The organism is Taibaiella koreensis, from assembly GCF_003545715.1.
Classification (GTDB): Bacteria; Bacteroidota; Bacteroidia; order Chitinophagales; family Chitinophagaceae; genus Taibaiella; species Taibaiella koreensis.
Genome location: NZ_QVNU01000001.1, coordinates 1195071 through 1213425, shown reverse-complemented (window position 1 = coordinate 1213425; position 18355 = coordinate 1195071). Strand labels below are relative to the sequence as shown.

General features: G+C 50.0%; 23 protein-coding genes and 1 riboswitch. Of the genes, 7 read left to right on the top strand and 16 right to left on the bottom strand.

The window, feature by feature from the left end:
* Window positions 1-103: 103 nt before the first annotated feature.
* From DZK30_RS05380 to htpG, 15 genes are all read right to left on the bottom strand, one after another.
* Window positions 104-499 carry a nuclear transport factor 2 family protein gene (locus DZK30_RS05380; RefSeq protein WP_118973038.1) on the bottom strand — a complete coding sequence of 132 codons (396 nt, stop codon included), beginning with the start codon at window positions 497-499 and terminating at the stop codon, window positions 104-106.
* 194 nt (window positions 500-693) lie between these two features.
* Window positions 694-1263 carry a hypothetical protein gene (locus DZK30_RS05375; protein WP_162902858.1) on the bottom strand — a complete coding sequence of 190 codons (570 nt, stop codon included), beginning with the start codon at window positions 1261-1263 and terminating at the stop codon, window positions 694-696.
* Between the two features lie 169 nt (window positions 1264-1432).
* Complete coding sequence (locus DZK30_RS05370) at window positions 1433-1996, bottom strand: DinB family protein (protein WP_118973036.1); 564 nt, start codon at window positions 1994-1996, stop codon at window positions 1433-1435.
* A gap of 550 nt (window positions 1997-2546) precedes the next feature.
* Window positions 2547-3053, bottom strand: a complete 507-nt coding sequence (locus DZK30_RS05360; protein ID WP_118973034.1) for a DinB family protein — start codon at window positions 3051-3053, stop codon at window positions 2547-2549.
* Window positions 3054-3080: 27 nt separating this feature from the next.
* Window positions 3081-3458 carry a VOC family protein gene (locus tag DZK30_RS05355; RefSeq protein ID WP_118973033.1) on the bottom strand — a complete coding sequence of 126 codons (378 nt, stop codon included), beginning with the start codon at window positions 3456-3458 and terminating at the stop codon, window positions 3081-3083.
* 213 nt (window positions 3459-3671) lie between these two features.
* Window positions 3672-4199: a DinB family protein gene (locus tag DZK30_RS05350; protein WP_118973032.1), complete on the bottom strand. Its 528-nt coding sequence runs from the start codon at window positions 4197-4199 to the stop codon at window positions 3672-3674.
* A gap of 122 nt (window positions 4200-4321) precedes the next feature.
* Window positions 4322-4729 carry a thiol-disulfide oxidoreductase DCC family protein gene (locus tag DZK30_RS05345; protein WP_118973031.1) on the bottom strand — a complete coding sequence of 136 codons (408 nt, stop codon included), beginning with the start codon at window positions 4727-4729 and terminating at the stop codon, window positions 4322-4324.
* A 10-nt stretch (window positions 4730-4739) separates the two neighbouring features.
* Complete coding sequence (gene galE, locus DZK30_RS05340; RefSeq protein WP_118973030.1) at window positions 4740-5780, bottom strand: UDP-glucose 4-epimerase GalE; 1041 nt, start codon at window positions 5778-5780, stop codon at window positions 4740-4742.
* Between the two features lie 114 nt (window positions 5781-5894).
* Window positions 5895-6278 (bottom strand): VOC family protein, encoded by a 384-nt coding sequence (locus DZK30_RS05335; RefSeq protein WP_118973029.1) that lies wholly within the window; start codon window positions 6276-6278, stop codon window positions 5895-5897.
* A gap of 70 nt (window positions 6279-6348) precedes the next feature.
* Complete coding sequence (locus DZK30_RS05330; protein ID WP_118973028.1) at window positions 6349-7158, bottom strand: helix-turn-helix domain-containing protein; 810 nt, start codon at window positions 7156-7158, stop codon at window positions 6349-6351.
* Window positions 7159-7163: 5 nt separating this feature from the next.
* Window positions 7164-7691: a GNAT family N-acetyltransferase gene (locus DZK30_RS05325; RefSeq protein ID WP_118973027.1), complete on the bottom strand. Its 528-nt coding sequence runs from the start codon at window positions 7689-7691 to the stop codon at window positions 7164-7166.
* Window positions 7692-7745: 54 nt separating this feature from the next.
* Entirely contained in the window at window positions 7746-8294 is a 549-nt protein-coding gene (locus DZK30_RS05320; protein ID WP_118973026.1) for a DinB family protein, read from the bottom strand.
* A gap of 75 nt (window positions 8295-8369) precedes the next feature.
* Window positions 8370-8954: a Crp/Fnr family transcriptional regulator gene (locus DZK30_RS05315; protein ID WP_118973025.1), complete on the bottom strand. Its 585-nt coding sequence runs from the start codon at window positions 8952-8954 to the stop codon at window positions 8370-8372.
* A 6-nt stretch (window positions 8955-8960) separates the two neighbouring features.
* Window positions 8961-10001, bottom strand: coding sequence for a nucleoid-associated protein (locus tag DZK30_RS05310; RefSeq protein WP_118973024.1), 1041 nt, complete (start codon window positions 9999-10001; stop codon window positions 8961-8963).
* 153 nt (window positions 10002-10154) lie between these two features.
* A complete protein-coding gene (gene htpG, locus DZK30_RS05305; RefSeq protein WP_118973023.1) occupies window positions 10155-12050 on the bottom strand; it encodes a molecular chaperone HtpG in 1896 nt (631 codons plus the stop codon).
* Window positions 12051-12320: 270 nt separating this feature from the next.
* Here htpG and DZK30_RS05300 point away from each other — a divergent pair, with 270 nt between their 5' ends.
* From DZK30_RS05300 to DZK30_RS05270, 7 genes are all read left to right on the top strand, one after another.
* Entirely contained in the window at window positions 12321-13088 is a 768-nt protein-coding gene (locus tag DZK30_RS05300) for a MerR family transcriptional regulator (RefSeq protein WP_118973022.1), read from the top strand.
* Between the two features lie 151 nt (window positions 13089-13239).
* Window positions 13240-13734 (top strand): hypothetical protein, encoded by a 495-nt coding sequence (locus DZK30_RS05295; protein WP_118973021.1) that lies wholly within the window; start codon window positions 13240-13242, stop codon window positions 13732-13734.
* Window positions 13735-13897: 163 nt separating this feature from the next.
* Entirely contained in the window at window positions 13898-14326 is a 429-nt protein-coding gene (locus DZK30_RS05290) for a MarR family winged helix-turn-helix transcriptional regulator (RefSeq protein ID WP_118973020.1), read from the top strand.
* Between the two features lie 82 nt (window positions 14327-14408).
* Window positions 14409-15230, top strand: coding sequence for a universal stress protein (locus DZK30_RS05285; RefSeq protein ID WP_118973019.1), 822 nt, complete (start codon window positions 14409-14411; stop codon window positions 15228-15230).
* Between the two features lie 552 nt (window positions 15231-15782).
* Entirely contained in the window at window positions 15783-16082 is a 300-nt protein-coding gene (locus tag DZK30_RS05280; protein WP_118973018.1) for a hypothetical protein, read from the top strand.
* Between the two features lie 73 nt (window positions 16083-16155).
* On the top strand, window positions 16156-16689 hold the full coding sequence (locus tag DZK30_RS05275) for an RNA polymerase sigma factor (RefSeq protein ID WP_162902856.1): 534 nt from the start codon (window positions 16156-16158) through the stop codon (window positions 16687-16689).
* Window positions 16686-17852 (top strand): outer membrane beta-barrel protein, encoded by a 1167-nt coding sequence (locus tag DZK30_RS05270; RefSeq protein ID WP_118973016.1) that lies wholly within the window; start codon window positions 16686-16688, stop codon window positions 17850-17852. Before DZK30_RS05275 ends, DZK30_RS05270 begins: the two co-directional genes overlap by 4 nt.
* Here the strand turns inward: DZK30_RS05270 and DZK30_RS25670 are convergent.
* Window positions 17849-18055, bottom strand: coding sequence for a hypothetical protein (locus tag DZK30_RS25670; protein WP_162902855.1), 207 nt, complete (start codon window positions 18053-18055; stop codon window positions 17849-17851). The two genes, DZK30_RS05270 and DZK30_RS25670, sit on opposite strands and share 4 nt — an antisense overlap.
* Before the next feature lie 45 nt (window positions 18056-18100).
* Window positions 18101-18284: riboswitch (cobalamin riboswitch) on the top strand.
* The last annotated feature ends 71 nt before the right edge of the window (window positions 18285-18355 follow it).

Below are 18355 nucleotides of genomic sequence, written 5' to 3'. Positions count from 1 at the left end.
TAACTTTGGGCTTCACTCAGGATGATCTTAGGCTATAGCTTAGGGGACTTTAGACTACACTCAGAGGGGTCTTCCGGTATACAACATTAGGTTTATTGCCGGACTAGCGCCAGAAGGCGTTTTCCTGGTCGATATCGGCTGTATACACGACGGCTTCGGTTATCTGCCCGTTGGCTACAGTATACACATCGATATTGTCTACATCCAGTGTTTCTCCAGAGGCCTTACTTGCCGTCCAGCGCAGATGACAGGCAGCCTGGTTACCATTAACGGCCAACACCTTTATTTCTGACAGCGCGAGGGTATTGCCCGATAGCGCAAACATTTTGCCTACCATCTGGAATACATCCCCGGCAGATTGCTTCCTTCCAGAAACAGCATTGTTTCCAGGCTGGGACCATTGCATATCGGGTAAAAGGAGGACAACCAACTGTTCCATGTTCATAGTCTTTACTGCATTCAAAAAGGCTTCGGCGACTTTCAGTGTTTCTTTTTCCATTGTCGTGTATTTTGTATTTAAAGGTTAAATTGATAAGGCAAAACTAGCGACAGGTAAGGAGGACGGCCTTACCACACGACGACAATAATTTACCTTTTTGCGACACGCCCATTGTCGCACAAAAAAACCGGTGGTCAAAAGACCACCGGCTACACACACCTGTTCTGCCATGAAAACATATATATAGAAACGGCCTATGCCGGAAAACGCAGGGGAGCCTGTATCTGGCGCAGCAACTCATCGATCGCCGTATTGCATACAGCCACCGTGCTGAACTCGGTCGCTGTAGCGAAAAGTTCGTGATAAATATGATGCCAGCCGGCATAGCAGGCTTTCAGAAAGCTGCGTATCGCATCATGACCACGGGCTATACTGCCAGATACTCCGATCCGTTCCTGCAACGGCAGCACCAGGCAATAGAACACAAGATCGCCATTGGCATGCTGTTTCACCACAATACCTTTCTCATTACCGAGACCCAGCATGGTACCCTGCTTCAGCAATTCACCTACGAGCAGACGCCTCCCTGTACCTTTTCGGATCACTGCCTGTATCATGGTGTAATCCGGTTGTCCAGGTGTACCAGGATGCAGCAGGGACTGGTATACCTGTACAGGTGTACTTGCCGATGCTTCGCCCATGGACCGGGCATTCTTGTCGAACAGCTTCAAACTGCCGGGAGCAGACGAGGTAACAGGGACCGGCAATCCGTGCAAAACGCTGGAAAGGCTTCCGGAAGCCGGTCGATTGTATATAGGAGACATTGTGGGGGACATTTTTGCGGGTTGATTGATTAACGATACAAAAGTACTGCTGCTATAGCCCCTGCAAAAGGCCCATTAGGCGGGTACCGTACCGGTAACGGTGAACGCTCTTTTTATAGCGGTGAATGATTGGCAAAATGCGCCGGGATCATACGCTCAACAATGCGGCTCAAAAGAGTACCGGCGGCTGAAAAAGGAAGGAAAGGAGCCTGTATTCCCTGTGCTCTGTAATGCTGTAGATACGCAGCAATTGCCGTAAGTGCCGGCGGCAATGGAAGTAAACGAAATGCAGCAACTCCAGCCTGGTTATGGATCCGAAAGCAGGGTGTTGCACGCAGCCGGCAAGTTCATATTGCGCCATCGTTTCCAGGATCGTTGCAAAAGACCGCTCCAATGAGTTGATCAGCGTACTTTGCTCATAATGCGACCTGCCCGGCCGGATCGTATCGGCTGCAACAAAGCGACTGGAGAAATCCAGGAAAATGCCTGCGAGCTCAGGCACCCTGGCCACAGGGTCGCGGTCCGGTAGTGTTCCCCGCAGGCCCAGCGCCTTCGTAACCGACTGGTTGGACAGCAAGATATGATCAGCGACCTGGGCCGCAGTCCAGCTTCCGCTAAAGGGCCTGGCATTAAAGCTTTTTTCACTGAAGCTCTGTAAGAGCCGCTGCCATTCAGCGGCCGTATCTTCAAGGACAGAACGAATCTGCACTTCATTATAGGAGTAGTTCTCCATAAAAGCAATCGGTTTATTGGTTCATTGTGCTTGGCGCAGGGTTATCTGCATCAGGTATTCTTATTGCCTCCTGGCAAGTTGCTTCCCTATGCCTGATAATATCGTCCCCACTTCGCTGAAGGCGCCGCTGGAACATAAGGCTGGCCCTGCATTTCATTAAGATTACCTCTTAAACCGTAAGCGTACGTGAAGTAGTCCTCCCCGGCAGCGTCAAGGCCAATGAGCTCAACTGACGGTAACGGGTCGCCGCCTATCATAACAGCTACGCGATGCAGCAGGTAATATTGCCCGGGTAACCATTCGTAAGCATGGGCACCCGGGATCATAATGTCTCCGACGCCGGCAATTAACCGTGAGTGTGTCAGCGGCGGGCAAAGGCCTTGCATAAGGCTTGAGACCAAGAAAGAAAATGTTACATGACCCGGACCACACCAGTGTACTTTGCGCCATTCCAGATTAGGGTTGCTACATGGCCGAAGCAAGCCTCTGGCGACATATACAATACATTCCAGCAACGAGGATCAATAAAGGAGGCACGCTATCTGCTGCATCAATCATATTTCATGGCCGGGTAGCGGAGCAGCCTGCGCCAAAGCCCCAGCTGACCTATACAATAAGATTCCCTGTCTGTACAGAAAGTTATCGTATCCCTAAGGGTATAAGGTCCTCCCGGCATCTCGAAAGGATCGGGGCCGTTCAACTGATCGTCGCTAAGACCGGCAAGGATATCCCGTAACACAGGAGATATCGTTTTCCAATCGTTACGGAACTCTTCGAGCAAAGGATAAGCTACCCCTTCTTTGATGCCCTGGTGTTCGCAGAACAAGGCATCCGAGGTTTGTACCAACGCACTGTTCCCGACGAGCTTCGCCATGAAATAGCGTTCTTGCACCAGGCTTCCGGCCAGCCAGGCCATGTGATTGGCCGGGGTATCGAGCCGGTTCTGCGCATCAGCATCCGATATGCCATCAAGCACATTGTAGAAATAGCGCGTATGCGCGTCATATAGGAGCAAAGCGGCCTCTACGGCCGCGCTCCCGGCTGTTGTTGTTTGCATTACAGTCTGTTTTTGTGATGAAATAAATTACCAGGTTTGGATCACCGAAAGAATATTCCCTCCCGGATCCTTGAACCAGGCTTGCGCCACCCGCATCTCCTCGGAGCGCATAATATTGTTCTCATCGGTATGAAGATAAGGATAGCTTTCAAATACAATCCCAGCCTGCTTCAATCCGGCAACGGCCTTCTGTATGTCGGTGACCTGGAAGTTCAAGACGGTAAATGTAGCCGGCTGATGATCGGGCTTGGGATAGATCAGTATCTTTCCCGCGCCACTTAGCTCCAGGTGCAGCATACCCTGGTCTTCCGTTACCGGAACTTTAAGCCGGTCGGCATAAAACGCCCGCGTTCCGGCAATATCATCGGTGGAAAAGCTGCTGAATGCAGCGGTGTTCTCTAGCATCGTCTGTCGTTATTGGCGGTTAAACAAGAGGCAGGGTCCAAACACTCCGGAGCTGTGGGCTGGCCATCAGCAGCAACACTGCCGGTATTCATCGGTAGTGTAAAGGTAGCAGTACTTGCCTGGAACGACAGGGGGCATATCGGTCAAATCGCAGGGGTATTTGCGACATTACGAAAGCTTTAGCATTAGACGGAATCCATACCCCTTCCCGGGTTATGCCTTTCCGTAGATGTTGTAGTAGTTATAATCGGTCATCGGCGCATCGGTCAGGTCCAGGTTACGGCCAATAGTAATGACCTGTCCGCGATGGTAAGTACCATGATTCACAAACTGGATCAGGTATTCGAAGTTGTTGAAATTGCACTCAAACCAGGGACTGGTCACCAGCGTTTTGTCTTGCAGATCCTCTTCCGTCATCTCTTTTATATAAGTAGCTACGGTTGCCGAGTGATCCAGCAATCCCTGGAATGCCGCTTCGGTAGTGGCCTCGGTGTCGAAGGGCTGAAATTCCGTTTTGCTGATCACGGAAAACCAATACTGCTGGGTTTGCAGGATATGTATCAGGGTACGCCTGATGGTAGGGAAGCTGGAAGGCACTTCAGCATCCATCAACGATGCTGGTTTTGTCCTTAGCCAATTGATCAGGGTCGTATTGGCCCAGAAGTTGTAGGCGGCAAAGTTCTTCATCGCATAGGCGATGGCATTTTCCTGCGTTGCGGTAGCTGATTGTTCGGGAAGCATATCGTTTTGTTTTTGATGATACAGCAAAGTAAAGACCTGTTACTGACAACCCTATGGCAGTACTCCGTAAAGAAAATCTTTTTTTCTGAAAATTCCCTGAAACGCGACATCAAATATGCTTTTTACAGGAAACGGGCCCTAAGTTCGGGAGTAGGAAGCCAGCACTCGTCCTGACGTCCCCACCAGCGATAACGGTTCCTGGCGATCCAGCGATACACCGGATCCCGCAACCATGACGGTAAAAAAATGAGGGGATAAAACAGGCGGTACCCACCGTTAAGCTTACCTGCAATACGCAAGGCTGCCGCAGAATATTGCCAGGCTTTGCCTTTTTCGATCAGCACCAGGCTTTCCGGGGATTGAAGTACAGGAAGGCTATATTGCTGCAGGAGCGCCTGTCCCTGTTCCGATTGGAGCGAAGCAAAGCGGAAATAATCGCCGGGATCATGGCGGATGATCAGCTTTACCGCGGCGCTGCAGAGATTGCAGACCCCGTCGAAGAGCACGATCGCTTTTCCTGCTTCCTGCATGGTACTGGATTTAATTAAACATGACCTTCTGCGCTGTTTTTGCCAGCTGCTGCTCCCATTTCCAGGCAGTATCCATCATCGCATCCATATCGTAACCGGGAACCCAGCCCAGTACCTTGCAGGCCTTTTGATTGTCGGCATATACGGCCACAACGTCGCCTTCCCTGCGGCCACCTACCTTGTAATTGAGCTTGCGGCCCGATACTTTTTCAAATGCGCTGATCAGTTCCAATACGCTCACTCCTTCTCCGGTACCCAGGTTAAATATCTCGCAGTCCGAACCCAGGGCATCGGCAATCGATTGTGACATGGCCAGGGTATGTGCGTGGGCTATATCCATCACATGAATATAGTCGCGGATACAGGAGCCATCGCGGGTATCGTAATCACTACCGAATACGGTCATACTGTTGCGTTTGCCGATAGCGGTTTGCGTGATCACGGGCACCAGGTTCTCCGGTGTTTCGTTCAGCTCACCTATCAGCGAAGAAGTATGCGCCCCTACAGGGTTGAAATACCGGAGGAGGATCGCTTTAAAGCCAGGATTGGCTTTCACAAAGTCGGCACAAATCTCTTCACCCATCTGCTTGGTGCGGGCGTAAGGCGATTGGGCAGCCTTCATAGGCTCCTGTTCGGTCACAGGCAAGGTATCGGCATTGCCGTATACGGAGCAGGAAGAAGAAAACACAAAATTATCGACGTCAAATTCTCTTGCGCATTGCAAAATATTGAGCAGAGAAGTGATATTGTTACGAAAATATTCGAGCGGCTTGTTTACCGATTCCGGAACCGACTTATAGGCCGCGAAATGGATAATGCCGGCGATATCCTGGTTTTCCTCAAACACGGCCCTTACATCCTCAAGATGGCAAAGATCCACCATATAGTTCTTCACCGGCTTACCTACAATAGCCGCAACCCCGTTGATGGTCTGCTGGAATCCTCTGGAAAGATTATCGATCGAGATCACTTCATAACCATTGGCGATAAGGTCGACAATGGTATGGCTGCCAATATAGCCGCAACCGCCTGTAACCAGTATTTTCTTCATATCAATTCGGCACGTTTAAACCTCAAAGATACGCCGATCCCTCCAATTTACGTCAGTCCCTTCCACCTGGAACAGATTCTATGCCGGGCCGGCGCAATGGCTGCTGCACAGCACCTATTGTACCTGTTGCGCAGTGATCCACCAGGTCACGCCAGCGGGATCTTTCACGCCACAGGTACGGCCGTAATCCTGGTCCGACAAGGGCATGACTACAGTAGCACCCGCCTGCTGCGCTTTTTCAAAAGAGTTATCGGCATCGGGCACGTAAATAAACAGGCCGGCGGCTTCGGCCTTCCATTCATCCACGGCATCGGCGCACATGATCACACTGTTGCCTATTCTTAGCTGGGCATGCATGATCAGCGTCTCATTTTCCGGCCTCCGGTGTTCGCGTTCCACCGCCGCGTCAAATACCTGCCGGGCAAAGTCAAGAAAACGGGTCGCACCATCGACGATCAGGTAAGGTGTTACCGTCTGGGTTGTTGGTTCATTGCTCATTTTTCGTTATTGTTTATATGGCAAAAATAGAGGGTTTCCATTGAGAAAAATTGGAGAAATGCGACATGATTCAGGGCAATACCAGGGCGGTAGTGTCCGTACATTTTCCTTTAAAGAAAAAGCCGGGATGATGCCCTGAAAAAGCCTTAAAATCGTATATGAAATGGGATTGATCGGCATAGCCGCAGGCATAAGCCACTTCGGTAAGCGAACGCCCGCTGCCGGCTGTACGTAAGGCCTCCTGGAAGCGAAGGATGCGCAGGTATTTTTTGGGACTAAAACCCGAAGCCTGCTTGAATTGCCGCTCAAACTGGCGCACGGAAAGGAACTGTTCACCGGCCAGCTGTGCTACCCGGCAAGGCGTACAGCCCTTCTGCAACGACCGGATCAATGCCGGCATATGATCTGCGCCGTCCGGCTTACGCCGGCTCACCCTGGCTTCCAGGAAGCGCACAATATGCTGCAAGCGCTGCCTGTTGCCGGCAGCAGTGATCATTTGAGCTTCCAGGTCACGCCCTTCAATCCCCAGAAGGGCGTCGAGCGACACCATTTCGTCGGATACCAGGCTTGCCGGCAGACCAAACAAGGCCGGTAAAGCAAATGGGTAAAGGTATGCGCCAAAGATGCCGAAGCTCCCGGCAATGCTGAACCGGCGGCTCTTGCCCGATTGCCCATGTATACCACTATTGAAGGAAGGAAGACTGCCTTTGGCCGTCAGCTCGTCGAAACAGCCCCGGTAATGGAACAGCAGCTCGGTACAACCGTCAGCCATCGAGCGGTAAACAAAAGGCTGTTCGCGCGTACCCCCTCCCTCCATGATCCAGAAAAACCGGACATAGGCACTTAAGGAGGCGGGCGGCGGCAATGTTTCGTAACGCATACCGCTTAGCTTAAGGCGATCTTCATCAGGATGTCGGTCTGCTTATCCTCACCCAGGTAAAACGCATGTGTATCAAAAGGCGCCAGGCCCAGCTTACGATAAAAAGCTATGGCAGCTTCGTTGTGCTCCCAAACGCCCAGCCATAGCAGGTTATGGCCTTGCTCCTTAGCCAGTGCAAAGGCTTTATCCATCAGCAGGCGGCCGAGTCCCAGGCCTTTATGGTCTTTAGCAATATAGATCCGTTCCACTTCAAGGCTGCTGTCGCCCAGCGCTTCAGTTTGTGCCGCGCCGGTATTCACTTTGAGATAGCCGGCAAGGGTTCCCTCGACCAGGATGAAGAAAAAAGCCGAGCCCGGAACCGCCAACTCCTGCTGCAGCCGGGCGGCAGTCAGATTCCCGTCGAGATACCGCTGCATATTTTCGGGCGTATTGCTGGCGGCAAAAGTGTCCAGGAAGGTACTGATGCTGATGCGTAACAAATCGTCCAGATCTTCCGGCGTCACCGCACGGATCACAGGCGCTGAGAGGGACATAGGTTTTTTTATTGGTCCCTGTAAAAATAAGCTTTCATGGATAAATCCGGGTGCTTAATGATTATTAAGCTGTCTTAATGCCTGTTGGATATGACGCTCGTCGTGCGCCACCACAAAGCGGAACACATCGCCCAGCTTGAGCTTAATCCAGCGCGCGATAGAAATGGGGATACGCACTTTGTCCATATCAATCTCCTGTGCTTTACGCAAACAGGCCAGGAGGGTCTCCTGCTGCCCTATGAAGGTAGCGACCACTGTAGCGGCATCCAGTTCCGGAGCAGGCCGGTGATCCTTGGGCGCTTTATATTTTTTTACCCCGGGCTCCATCATGCGGGTAAAATAATCGCCCAGCCAGGTGCTCGTAAAGGTATCTTTGGTGGCCGGTGCAGCTTGCCGCAACCCTTTTTCAATTGCCGGCAGGTAATAGCGGCCGTAGCTATTCAGGTGTTCCAGGCATTGCGCAATGCTCCATCCGCCGTCCTGCCTCTGCTGCAGCAAACGTTTTGTTTCGAGATTTTGCAGCTGTGCGGTAGTGGTCAGTAAATGTTGCTCAACGCGCTGTTCCAGGCGCTGTAGCAGCGCTGTCTTTTTAGTCGGTTTCATAAAAGCTAATTGTACGATACAGGGCAAAGGTCAGCTACCTGAGATCGTACATTCTTGGTAAAAACCAAGATTTTTTCAGATGCGGATGCTATTGAGCAGTTTGCTGAAATTGGAGGGATCGATGCCCAGGTAATTGGCCAGGTACCGGTGCGGCACCAATTGCAGGATGTGGGGACTGCGTTCCAGCAGCTTCCTGAATTTATCGGCCGATGAATAGCATTGCACCTCGGCCAGTCGCTCCAGCAGCCCCGATAAAGCTGCCGCCAGACCAATGCGCACCATATTTGCCACGGACAGGCTCGATTGCATCAGCTGTGCCACATCCCGGTACGAAGCCCTTAGAAAAGCGGAAGCAGTGAGTGTTTCATAAGCATAGCGTGATGGCTGATGCAGCATCATGGCATCCAGCACGCCGCCAAAAGACGGCGCATAGGTAAAGACAAGCGTCGCTTCCCTGCCTTCATCATCAAAATAATAAACGCGTTGCACCCCCTCCGTCACAAAATACAGGTACGGCTCCTGTCCGCCGATGCGCGTGAGCACTTCCTTACGTCCGGCACGAAAGGGTTGCCACAGACCGGCAAACGCCGCCCAATCATTTGCCGGTAAAGGATAAACCGCATCGGTAAGCGCCTTCAGGCGCGCCAGATCCTCTTCCATACAGGTTCAGGATTCTTCTTCGAAATAGATCTTATAAAATTTACGGCCGTCATCATCCATCCCCTGCTCGATCAGCTCACGGTCGCCATGGATATAAATATGAAAATTCTTATCCAGCTTTAATACACTCTTGAAAATACGCTCTTGTTTCTTCACGGCCATAGGCGAAATGTCAAAACGGTCGGAGAGCTGCAGATCGTGATCCTGGCGATAACTCTCATCGTAGGTATTGAACGATTGTATGATGCCTTTGTCCTGGAATACGGCCTCCACAAAATCTTCCTTATCGAAAGTCTCATTATGCTTGAAATAATTGACCGACCGGTTAAGAAAATCGATCTGGTCGGCCTTTGACACTTCGAAGTCTTCGGCCAGCTGTTTGGTCACATAGTTCTTGGCAATGCTAAGGAAATCTTTGGTATTATGGTAGTCGTTGCTGATGGGTGTAATGTTGAGAAAGTTATCCTTCCAGTATTGGGCATCGCCCGAGCGCTGTGCATCGATCATACACAAGCGATAGCCTTCTTCCCGTTCGTCGTCGAAGATAAGACAGCCCTTTTCCAGCTTATTGACATTGATACCGTCTTCATGACGAATCTTAAAATCGTCGCTGGCAGCATCGATCTTCAGGAAGGTATCTTTATTTTCCGATTTAAAAATGCCGATGGCTCTTACAGTCCGTTCTTCCATTATCAGGTCGGTGAAATAGCAGACGCATAGCTCGCCGGCGCTCACCTTGGGATGTACCGATTGTTCGTACAGGTGCTTGGCAATCTCTATGGACTGCTGATGTAGTGCTTCCGGCCGGTCAAATATCTTGGTCACATAAGTATACACCTCGTTCAACGAGAGATCGGTAGGGTGGCTGAACCGGTACAGCTCGCTGGTATTGAACGGATGAATGAAATATTTCAGCAGAATAGTCGGCGTATATTCATCTTCAAATTGCACCGGGTCCTTCGACAAATGCATCCCGTCGTCGGTAAGTTTGTTACCCACTTTATGCACGGCAATACTCTTGATGCCGACGTTTTCGTAATCGATCATGCGCGAAAAATAGGAAATGGAAAGGGCAACAAAAATAAGGCAAAACCAGCAATAAGCTTGCGCTCCATCAGGGTACCAGGCTGTGCCGGTATGAAAAAAATTGCCCGGAGAGCGGTTCTCCGGGCAATTGGTTATTTATTCAGCTTATCGTGCTTACGCGCCGATCAGCTCTACGCTCCTGTTCACAAAATCGGTAAGGTCGGCGCCGGTAAGCATTCCCTGCGATAGCAGGGCCAGGTCGAAGGCCTGGCGCGCCAGGCGGCTCCGGATCTCGCTGTCGGTTTCTTCCAGCATCCTGCGGATGAGCTTATGATTGCCGTTCACCGATACTTTGTAGTTATCGGGAAGGTTACCATAGAAGCCCATCATGCCGCCGCCGCCAGTACGGGCCATATCTTTCATCCGGCGCATGAACTCATCCATGGTTACGGTTACCGGCAACTCATCGGGATGCAGGCCCGTCACTTCCACGTTCATCGAGGATTTGTTGATCGCTTTTTCAAACAATTCTTTTACTTCTTTGCTCTGGTCTTCGCTCAATACACTCTCTATCTTCTCATCTTTACCAATCAGGTTATCGACCACATCGGCATCAACGCGCTTCAGGGAAGTCTTTTCGAGCTTCTGCTCCAGCTGCGAGATAAAGTGATTATCAATGGGCGAATTCATTTCCAGCACATCATAACCTTTCTTCTCAGCGGTATGGATAAAAGTATGCTGCTTGCCGGCATCGGTACTGTACAGGTACACCACCGTATCGTTCTTATCGGTTTGCAGGCCTTGTACTTTTTCCTTGTATTCGGGCAGCGTAAAAAATTCCTTCTGTACGTTCGTCAACAGCACAAAGTCTTTGGCGCGATCGTAGAATTTCTCGTCGGTGATCATGCCATATTTTACAAACAAGCCGATGTCGCTCCACTTCTCCTCGTAAGCCTTACGATCTGCTTTGAACAGCTCATTCAGCTTATCGGCCACCTTCCTGGTAATATAATTGTTGATCTTTTTCACATTACCATCGGCTTGCAGGAAGCTGCGGGATACATTCAATGGAATATCGGGGCTGTCGATCACACCATGCAGCAGCATCAGGAACTCGGGTACAATGTCCTTTACCTCGTCGGTAATAAATACCTGGCGGCTGAACAGCTTGATCTTGTTGCGTTGCAGCTCAAAGTCGTTCTTTACTTTAGGAAAGTACAGCACACCCGTCAGGTTGAAGGGATAGTCCACGTTCAGATGGATCCAGAACAAAGGCTCCTCTGACATGGGGTACAGCTCGCGATAGAAGTTCAGATAATCTTCATCCTTCAGTTCTGAAGGCGCTTTGGTCCATATGGGTGCCGTATTGTTGATGATGTCGTCAACCTCTGTTTCTTTGAACTTCGGTTTGCCTTCCTCATCTTCTCCATCGGGCTCTCTTTCGGTGCGGGTACCAAACTTAATGGGTACGGGCAGGAAACGGCAATATTTATCGAGAATGCTCCGCAAACGGTATTCATCCAGGAACTCTTCCGACTCTTCATTGATGTGTAGGATAATATCGGTGCCCCTTTCGGTACGGTCGCCATCGACGATCTCAAATTCAGTACTGCCATCACAGATCCAGCGGGCCGGCTCAGCACCTTCCTGGTACGACAGGGTGTTGATCTCTACTTTGTGGGCAACCATAAAGGCAGAGTAGAAGCCCAGGCCGAATTTACCAATGATCTCATTGGCATCTTTGGCTTCCTTGAACTTCTCCATAAATTCCGTAGCGCCCGAGAAAGCTACCTGGTTAATGTATTTCTTGATCTCTTCAGCAGTCATACCGATACCACGGTCGCTGATGGTTATGGTCTTCTGATCCTTGTCCAGCTTCACTTCGACAAATAATTCGCCGGCGTCGCCCTTCAGCTCGCCCATCGAAGCCAGACGCTTCAGCTTTTGGGTAGCATCTACCGCATTAGACACCAGTTCACGGAGGAAGATCTCGTTGTCGGAGTACAAGAACTTTTTAATGATCGGAAAAATGTTTTCCGTGTGTATGGATATATTTCCTTTTTCCTGCATAAGGCTTATAATTTTAAAAGATTTACTTACCGGAGATTAAGTACAAAGGTTATTCCAAAGACCGGCAAATTGCCAAATTGACATTTTCTATTCCGTTTACGTGACGGGGGCGTCCTTTTTTCAGTATCAGCCTTGGTATATCCTGACAATAAATCTCTCGCCTTTCATATCTACAACTATTTACACTGAAAAATAAAATAAATATAAAAAATGCCCTGACCCTTACCTAAGGTCATAGGCTATGTTTGCAGAAAGACAATACAAACAGGAATGAAAACCTATTCTGTAGCCCGATTAGCCGCGCTGGCCGGCGTAAGTGTGCGCACCTTGCACCTCTACGATCAGATCGATTTGCTGAAACCCGCCGCACGCTCCGGGGCAGGCTACCGGAGCTACGGCGAGCCCGAGCTGCTTCGCCTGCAGCAAATCCTTTTTTACAAAGAGCTCGGCCTTTCGCTGCAGGAGATCGCCGCTGTGCTGGACAACCCTGATTTTGATTTGATTCTGGCCCTGGAAGGACACAAAGCAGCTTTGCAGCAAAAGCAGCGGCAGCTGGACACTCTGCTGATAACCGTTGAAAAAACCATTACGAACCTTAAAGAAAAGCGACAAATGAAACACGAAGAATTGTATGAGGGCCTCGGCCGCGAAGAAGCACAGGCATACCGCCGGCAGGCGATAACCCAATATGGCCAGCATGCCGTAGAGCGCTCGGAGCAAGCCCTGCTGCAAAGGGCACCCGAAGCGCTGGCATCGCTTAAAGCGGAGCAACTGGCCATTGCAGCGCGCTTGCGCAGCCTGCAGGACACGGATCCCGAAAGCGGGACTGTACAAGAAGCGATCGCCTTACATTACCGTAATATACGTCGGTTCTGGGGCACGGATGGCGATCCCGATACCCAAGCTGAAGCCTATAAAGGGCTTGCCGATCTGTACCTGAACGATGACCGTTTTCTGCAAACTGACGGCAGGCCACAACCGGCCTTCGCCGCCTTTATGAAGCAGGCCATGCACTATTTTGTCCGGCAGCAACTGTAGGGCCACCGCGTTCTTTATTTTCAAGACCCGTCGCTTTGCTGCATTGGGAAATTCTTGCCGGTTTGAACGCCGCCCTTTATTAGCAAATTATTAATTGGCCTGGTTAAACGAAAGCCATAACTGCCGATCAAAGTAGTAAATCAGGAACATTATGAAAAAGGTAATGATAGCGCTCCTGCTACTGGGAGCAACAGCGATGAGCAAAGAGGCAACAGCACAGATCAACGTGAGCATCAATATCGGCAGCCAACCGGGCTGGGGACCTACCGGTTACAACCATGCCGATTACTATTATCTCCCCGACATCAACTGCTATTATGATGTGGGCAGATCGCAGTTCATCTACCCCAACGGCAGCAGCTGGGCATATGCCCAAAGCCTTCCCGGAAGGTACCGGAATGTGAATCTTTACAATACTTATAAAGTGGTGGTGAACCGGCCCGATCCCTACCGTTACAACCGTGATGACATCAGCCGATACGCACGATACAAGGGAGTACATAACCAGCCGGTGATCCGCGATAGCCGCGACAGCCGGTATTATGCGAGCAAAGGACATCCGATGCACAGCCAATGGGAGAAGAACCGTGGCGGTGTGGATGCAGGTCCCCGGGGAGACAGGGGTCGCCATTACGGACGCCGGTAAGCATAGGAACACAGTAACAAAAAACAAAGACGAATAAGGACCAATAGCGAGGAGTAGAGGTGTAGCGAAAGGAGCCGTTCCGTAATGGGACGGCTCTTTATTTTAAAAGAAAACAGTAAAGATGTAAACGATTTAAGGCTTAACTTTGTTAAGGTATTTACTTATGGACCTGATCTCGAAATTCACTAAGGAAATTACCCTGGTTAACTTGGCGTTCAAACAATTCCTGCAGGCTAAGTTGCGCGAGAACAATATCGATCTCACGTTTGAAATGATGCAGATATTGTATTGCCTCTGGGGCAAGGATGGCATCAACCAGCAGGAGATTGCCAATGTTACGGCCAAGGACAAGGCCAGCGTGACCTACGTGCTGGACAACCTGGTCAAACGCGACCTGGTATACCGCCAGGAAGGTATAGACCGGCGCAACAAGATCATTTACCTGACACCCGGTGGAAAGGCCATGAAGAAAAAAGTGCAGCCCTGGATCCGCTCGCTGAACCATACAGCCAAACAAAATGTGGCTATAGAGCAGCTGGAGGACCTGATAAGGGTAATGACCCGCATACGGAAAAACCTGGATGTAACCTGATATTTTTTTATATAATTAGTATAGTTCTATACTGTTTACAATTTATCCTATTCGTTTTCGATCACTTTCAAATATTGGTTGTATGAAACCTGAAATACTGGTATTTACCGCTTTTACCGAAACGTCCCGCAATGCCTTACAATACGCCTGCGCCATGGCAAAAGACCGGGATTATTCTCTGGTGCTGACCCATACTTACGATCCCCCGCTCAATTATGCCGCCGACGCCCTTGCTTTTTCCAGCATTCACCTTAGTATGGAGCATACCGAAGAGAAGCTGAAGGCAGAGGCCGACTGGGCCAGGGAGCAATACCCCGGTCTGCAGATTGCCGCCAAGCTCACCTTCGGCAACCCGGTCGATTGCCTTAACGAGTTGCTGGGCGAGTACCATATCGATTTCCTCATAGTGGGCGCTCCGCAGAGCCAGGGCGAATTCTGGGGATGGAACGACGTATTTGTCGACATCATCAACCAGCTTCCGATACCGGTGCTCATCATACCGCGCTCCGTAACCTACCAGGGCATTACCCATATCGGCTTTGCCAGCGATTACGCCAATCCCCTGCAGCAGCAACAGCTGGATTTTATTAAACGTGTGCTGGATGCCGGTCCCGCGCAGCTGCACATTATCCATGTGAGCGTACCGGATAAAAGGAACGATCAGAAAAGACAGGAACACCGCAATATTCTGGAACAGCGGCTACGGGATTATAGCCCTGTCTACGCTTCTATTGAGAATACCGATGTTGTCGCTACTATTATTCGATATATCCGCGCTCACGATATACAGCTATTGATCGTGATCCCGCACCGCCACGGTATCTGGTACAGCATTTTTAACCAGCGGCATAGCCGCAGGCTTACCCGCATCAACCACCTTCCGATCCTGGCGCTACACGACTAAGCACCCAACTTCGGAGTTGTTGTAAGCAGTCTTTTACAATAAACCGGAAAAAATTTATTGACTATCCGGATAAAGGAAACAAAGTTTTGCACGTCTATAAATACTAGCTGACACGCTTTGCTTTAACAGCATTTTTATTTGGTGTTGTTATCTTTTTCTTTTTTGCTCCGCCAAAAAAGAAAGAAAAAAGGCGGCAAAAAACAATGCTCCGCTGTTTTTTTGTGGCCAGCGCACCCAGGCTTAAAAACAGATATCAACTTTAATGCAGCATTGCCGGACAGATAACCATATATCAACATTTTAATAATTAACCAAAAGGATCATTTTTTCATTGCGCCTATTTGGGAACTGGTTTCCTATATACGGACAGACACTAAAATTTTTTTTCATCTTTCTAAGATTTGCTTTATCTCTGCCGTCCTAATAGGTGGGGATAAAGCATATTTGTATTTTCACTATCGTGGTTATTTAGACGCAGATGATCCTGTGTTGCTATTTTGAAGATGGGAAACGGACAGACACAACTACAAGACATTGAAAAGCAGCAGATAAATGAAGCGGGTATCTTATAATAAGAAAGGGGCATGGATAATAGGACTGATATTACTGGTTTCCTGCAGTAAAGCAAACAACAGGGAAATGACCCTGATCAGGGATTGCACCGGAACCTATCTTCGTTTTGACGGAAAAGATTACCATGTATGCAATATCACCAGGACAAACGGCTACCCGGACAGCGCCACGGTAAAGGTTTCTTTTAAAATGACACGCGATTGCAGTGAAACACCCGGCGCAATATGCACGATGGACCATGAAAATGAAGGCTGGGTAACCATAACAGATATAAAATAACAAAGCCAGGGACTCACATTTTTTGATGGCGTTAGACGAACAGAGATTACATATTGTAATTGAAGGATGTATCATGGGCAAGCCTGCGATGCAAAAGGAGTTCTATTATGCCTGGTACAATACGCTGATGAAAGTGGCGATCCGCTACGCCGGCAACCGCGAGGATGCGGAACAATGGGTCCACGACGGGTTCATTAAGATCTTTGCGCACCTGAAACACTTCCGGAACGAGGGTTCCTTTGAAGGTTGGATCAAAAAGATCATGACGCGTATCTGTATCGATCAGCTGCGCAGCAGTAACGCCCTGAAGTTTGAAGTGGACAACAATACCATTTATAGCAATTATGAACTGCCGACGCATGAGGGGTTCATTGATAATGAAGTGCTGCAGAAATTCTCGGCCCGCGACGTACTCCACCTGCTCAATATATTACCCGAAAAACAAAAAGTAGTGTTCAACCTTCATGTTTTCGAAGGTTATAACCATAAAGAGATCGCAGAAATGCTGCGTATTACAGAAAATCATTCTTATTGGTTGCTGCACCAGGCCCGGAAAACCCTCAGGGAACGATGCAGCAACATAACCTCTAATCAAACGAGCGTATGAATCCCAGCGAACTGGAACACCGGATGCGGGAAGTACTGGACGAACAGGAATATGTTCCCCGCGACGCCGCATGGGAACAATTGAAGCAGGAATTGCATCCCGGGGCCAATGCTTCCCGGAGCCTGTTCCTGTTCCCTGCCTGGAAAGCTGCAGCCGCGGTGGCCCTGGTACTGGCGACGGCCTTCCTGGTTTATTTCCTGCAACCCCATACGCAACCTGATGTTCCCGCTACCGTAGCGCACAAAACAACCGTACCGCCGGCAACGCAAAATAATTCAATACTTCAAAAAACAGGGCCTTCACGAGCCATCGCATCGCCGGGAAAAAGCATGATCGCCGCGTCCCGGCCTGTGGGCCCTGCGAAGACGGTGATACCTTCATCACCTCAGCCGGTTGTTGCCCCGGCATACGAAAACGAGCAGCCGGCAACAACGCAGGAAGCAGTGAAAGAAGTAATGCCTTCCTCTCCTGCGCCGTCTGCAATGCTTGCCGGCAGCCAGCAAAGAACAGTAAGAAGCAATGATCATTCTTTTCCCGCATACGCAGCACCCTCCCCGACTACGAGGGAAGAAAGGCTGAAGCTGGGTATCGCCGCTAATGTAGGCAAACCTAATCTCGGCAATTTCGGCTATAACGTGGGCCTTGTCGCCCGCCGGCAGCTTGGCGAGCGATTCTTTGCGGAAGCGACAGTAGCCCTGGCCTCTACCCAGGTAAACTATTCGGAGCGGGTCCCCGGCGGCGACAAGACAGGCGCCGGTGTAGGTAACGGCGACGGAGGGCTTAGTGCCATTAACGGCATGGGCGTCGAGGCCCGTTATGTCAACAATATCCTGGCTATCGGCGTGGCGCCGGCTATTGGCGTGAAAGCAACCCGTAATATTTCGGTTTCTGTGGGCGGCGATCTGTACAAGAGCCTGAACCGCACACTAGCTTTGCAGCAGGACAAGAACCAAAGCGCGGAAAGCTACAGTAATGTTTCCCCCGATAAAAATGTGAGCGACTGGGATGCCGGTATCAAAGCGCAGCTGGATTATCGCGTATGGCGCAAACTCTCGCTCAACATGCAATACCGGCAAGGCCTTACCCCTTTTATCGAGGCAAATGGAAAGTCCATTACCAATTCTGCCTTTAACCTGGGGCTGAAATATTATATCGGGCACTAAGGAGTGGCGCCGGTGCTATCAGGCGACGGCGGGTGCGGTCGCGCCGGCCTTTCCAACTCATCAAAGGATTTTAAAAATGCCTTTTCCTGCTCCGGCGACGAATGAAACCCGCAACTGGTGATCTCAGCTGCCCTGTTGCCATCAGGCAATACAAAAGCACTTACCAGGGCAATGCCGATTGTGGCAAAAAATAACGGTTTCATATCCCCAAGATACTATTTCTGCAATCACCATCGCCGTTTCTTCTTATCTTCGCGGCGCTTTTTGGTTTCTTCCACTGAAGAATTAAAAGGGAACCCCGTTCAAACCGGGGGCTGTTCCCGCAACTGTAAAGTCCGTAAACGCATGTCAACAAGCCACTGTCTGCAGGAAGATGGGAAGGCGATATGTAATGGGCTGAGCCAGGAGACCTGCCGGTAAGCATATTGTATTTGGTTTTCGGAGAAAAAACGTAAATGCAGCTGCTTCCTTCCCGGGTAAGTTCCCTGCAATTCATTTTCCGT

Bases quoted from the DNA above. Each gene is read 5' to 3' on its own strand.
- DZK30_RS05330 (WP_118973028.1), bottom strand. From the start codon at position 7,158: ATGCGTTACGAAACATTGCCGCCGCCCGCCTCCTTAAGTGCCTATGTC.
- DZK30_RS05370 (WP_118973036.1), bottom strand. From the start codon at position 1,996: ATGGAGAACTACTCCTATAATGAAGTGCAGATTCGTTCTGTCCTTGAA.
- DZK30_RS05285 (WP_118973019.1), top strand. From the start codon at position 14,409: ATGAAACCTGAAATACTGGTATTTACCGCTTTTACCGAAACGTCCCGC.
- DZK30_RS05320 (WP_118973026.1), bottom strand. From the start codon at position 8,294: ATGAAACCGACTAAAAAGACAGCGCTGCTACAGCGCCTGGAACAGCGC.
- DZK30_RS05275 (WP_162902856.1), top strand. From the start codon at position 16,156: ATGGGCAAGCCTGCGATGCAAAAGGAGTTCTATTATGCCTGGTACAAT.
- DZK30_RS05345 (WP_118973031.1), bottom strand. From the start codon at position 4,729: ATGCAGGAAGCAGGAAAAGCGATCGTGCTCTTCGACGGGGTCTGCAAT.
- DZK30_RS05325 (WP_118973027.1), bottom strand. From the start codon at position 7,691: ATGTCCCTCTCAGCGCCTGTGATCCGTGCGGTGACGCCGGAAGATCTG.
- DZK30_RS05315 (WP_118973025.1), bottom strand. From the start codon at position 8,954: ATGGAAGAGGATCTGGCGCGCCTGAAGGCGCTTACCGATGCGGTTTAT.
- DZK30_RS05375 (WP_162902858.1), bottom strand. From the start codon at position 1,263: ATGTCTCCTATATACAATCGACCGGCTTCCGGAAGCCTTTCCAGCGTT.
- DZK30_RS05350 (WP_118973032.1), bottom strand. From the start codon at position 4,199: ATGCTTCCCGAACAATCAGCTACCGCAACGCAGGAAAATGCCATCGCC.
- DZK30_RS05295 (WP_118973021.1), top strand. From the start codon at position 13,240: ATGAAAAAGGTAATGATAGCGCTCCTGCTACTGGGAGCAACAGCGATG.
- htpG (WP_118973023.1), bottom strand. From the start codon at position 12,050: ATGCAGGAAAAAGGAAATATATCCATACACACGGAAAACATTTTTCCG.
- DZK30_RS05290 (WP_118973020.1), top strand. From the start codon at position 13,898: ATGGACCTGATCTCGAAATTCACTAAGGAAATTACCCTGGTTAACTTG.
- DZK30_RS25670 (WP_162902855.1), bottom strand. From the start codon at position 18,055: ATGAAACCGTTATTTTTTGCCACAATCGGCATTGCCCTGGTAAGTGCT.
- DZK30_RS05355 (WP_118973033.1), bottom strand. From the start codon at position 3,458: ATGCTAGAGAACACCGCTGCATTCAGCAGCTTTTCCACCGATGATATT.
- DZK30_RS05360 (WP_118973034.1), bottom strand. From the start codon at position 3,053: ATGCAAACAACAACAGCCGGGAGCGCGGCCGTAGAGGCCGCTTTGCTC.
- DZK30_RS05280 (WP_118973018.1), top strand. From the start codon at position 15,783: ATGAAGCGGGTATCTTATAATAAGAAAGGGGCATGGATAATAGGACTG.
- galE (WP_118973030.1), bottom strand. From the start codon at position 5,780: ATGAAGAAAATACTGGTTACAGGCGGTTGCGGCTATATTGGCAGCCAT.
- DZK30_RS05335 (WP_118973029.1), bottom strand. From the start codon at position 6,278: ATGAGCAATGAACCAACAACCCAGACGGTAACACCTTACCTGATCGTC.
- DZK30_RS05380 (WP_118973038.1), bottom strand. From the start codon at position 499: ATGGAAAAAGAAACACTGAAAGTCGCCGAAGCCTTTTTGAATGCAGTA.
- DZK30_RS05300 (WP_118973022.1), top strand. From the start codon at position 12,321: ATGAAAACCTATTCTGTAGCCCGATTAGCCGCGCTGGCCGGCGTAAGT.
- DZK30_RS05310 (WP_118973024.1), bottom strand. From the start codon at position 10,001: ATGATCGATTACGAAAACGTCGGCATCAAGAGTATTGCCGTGCATAAA.
- DZK30_RS05270 (WP_118973016.1), top strand. From the start codon at position 16,686: ATGAATCCCAGCGAACTGGAACACCGGATGCGGGAAGTACTGGACGAA.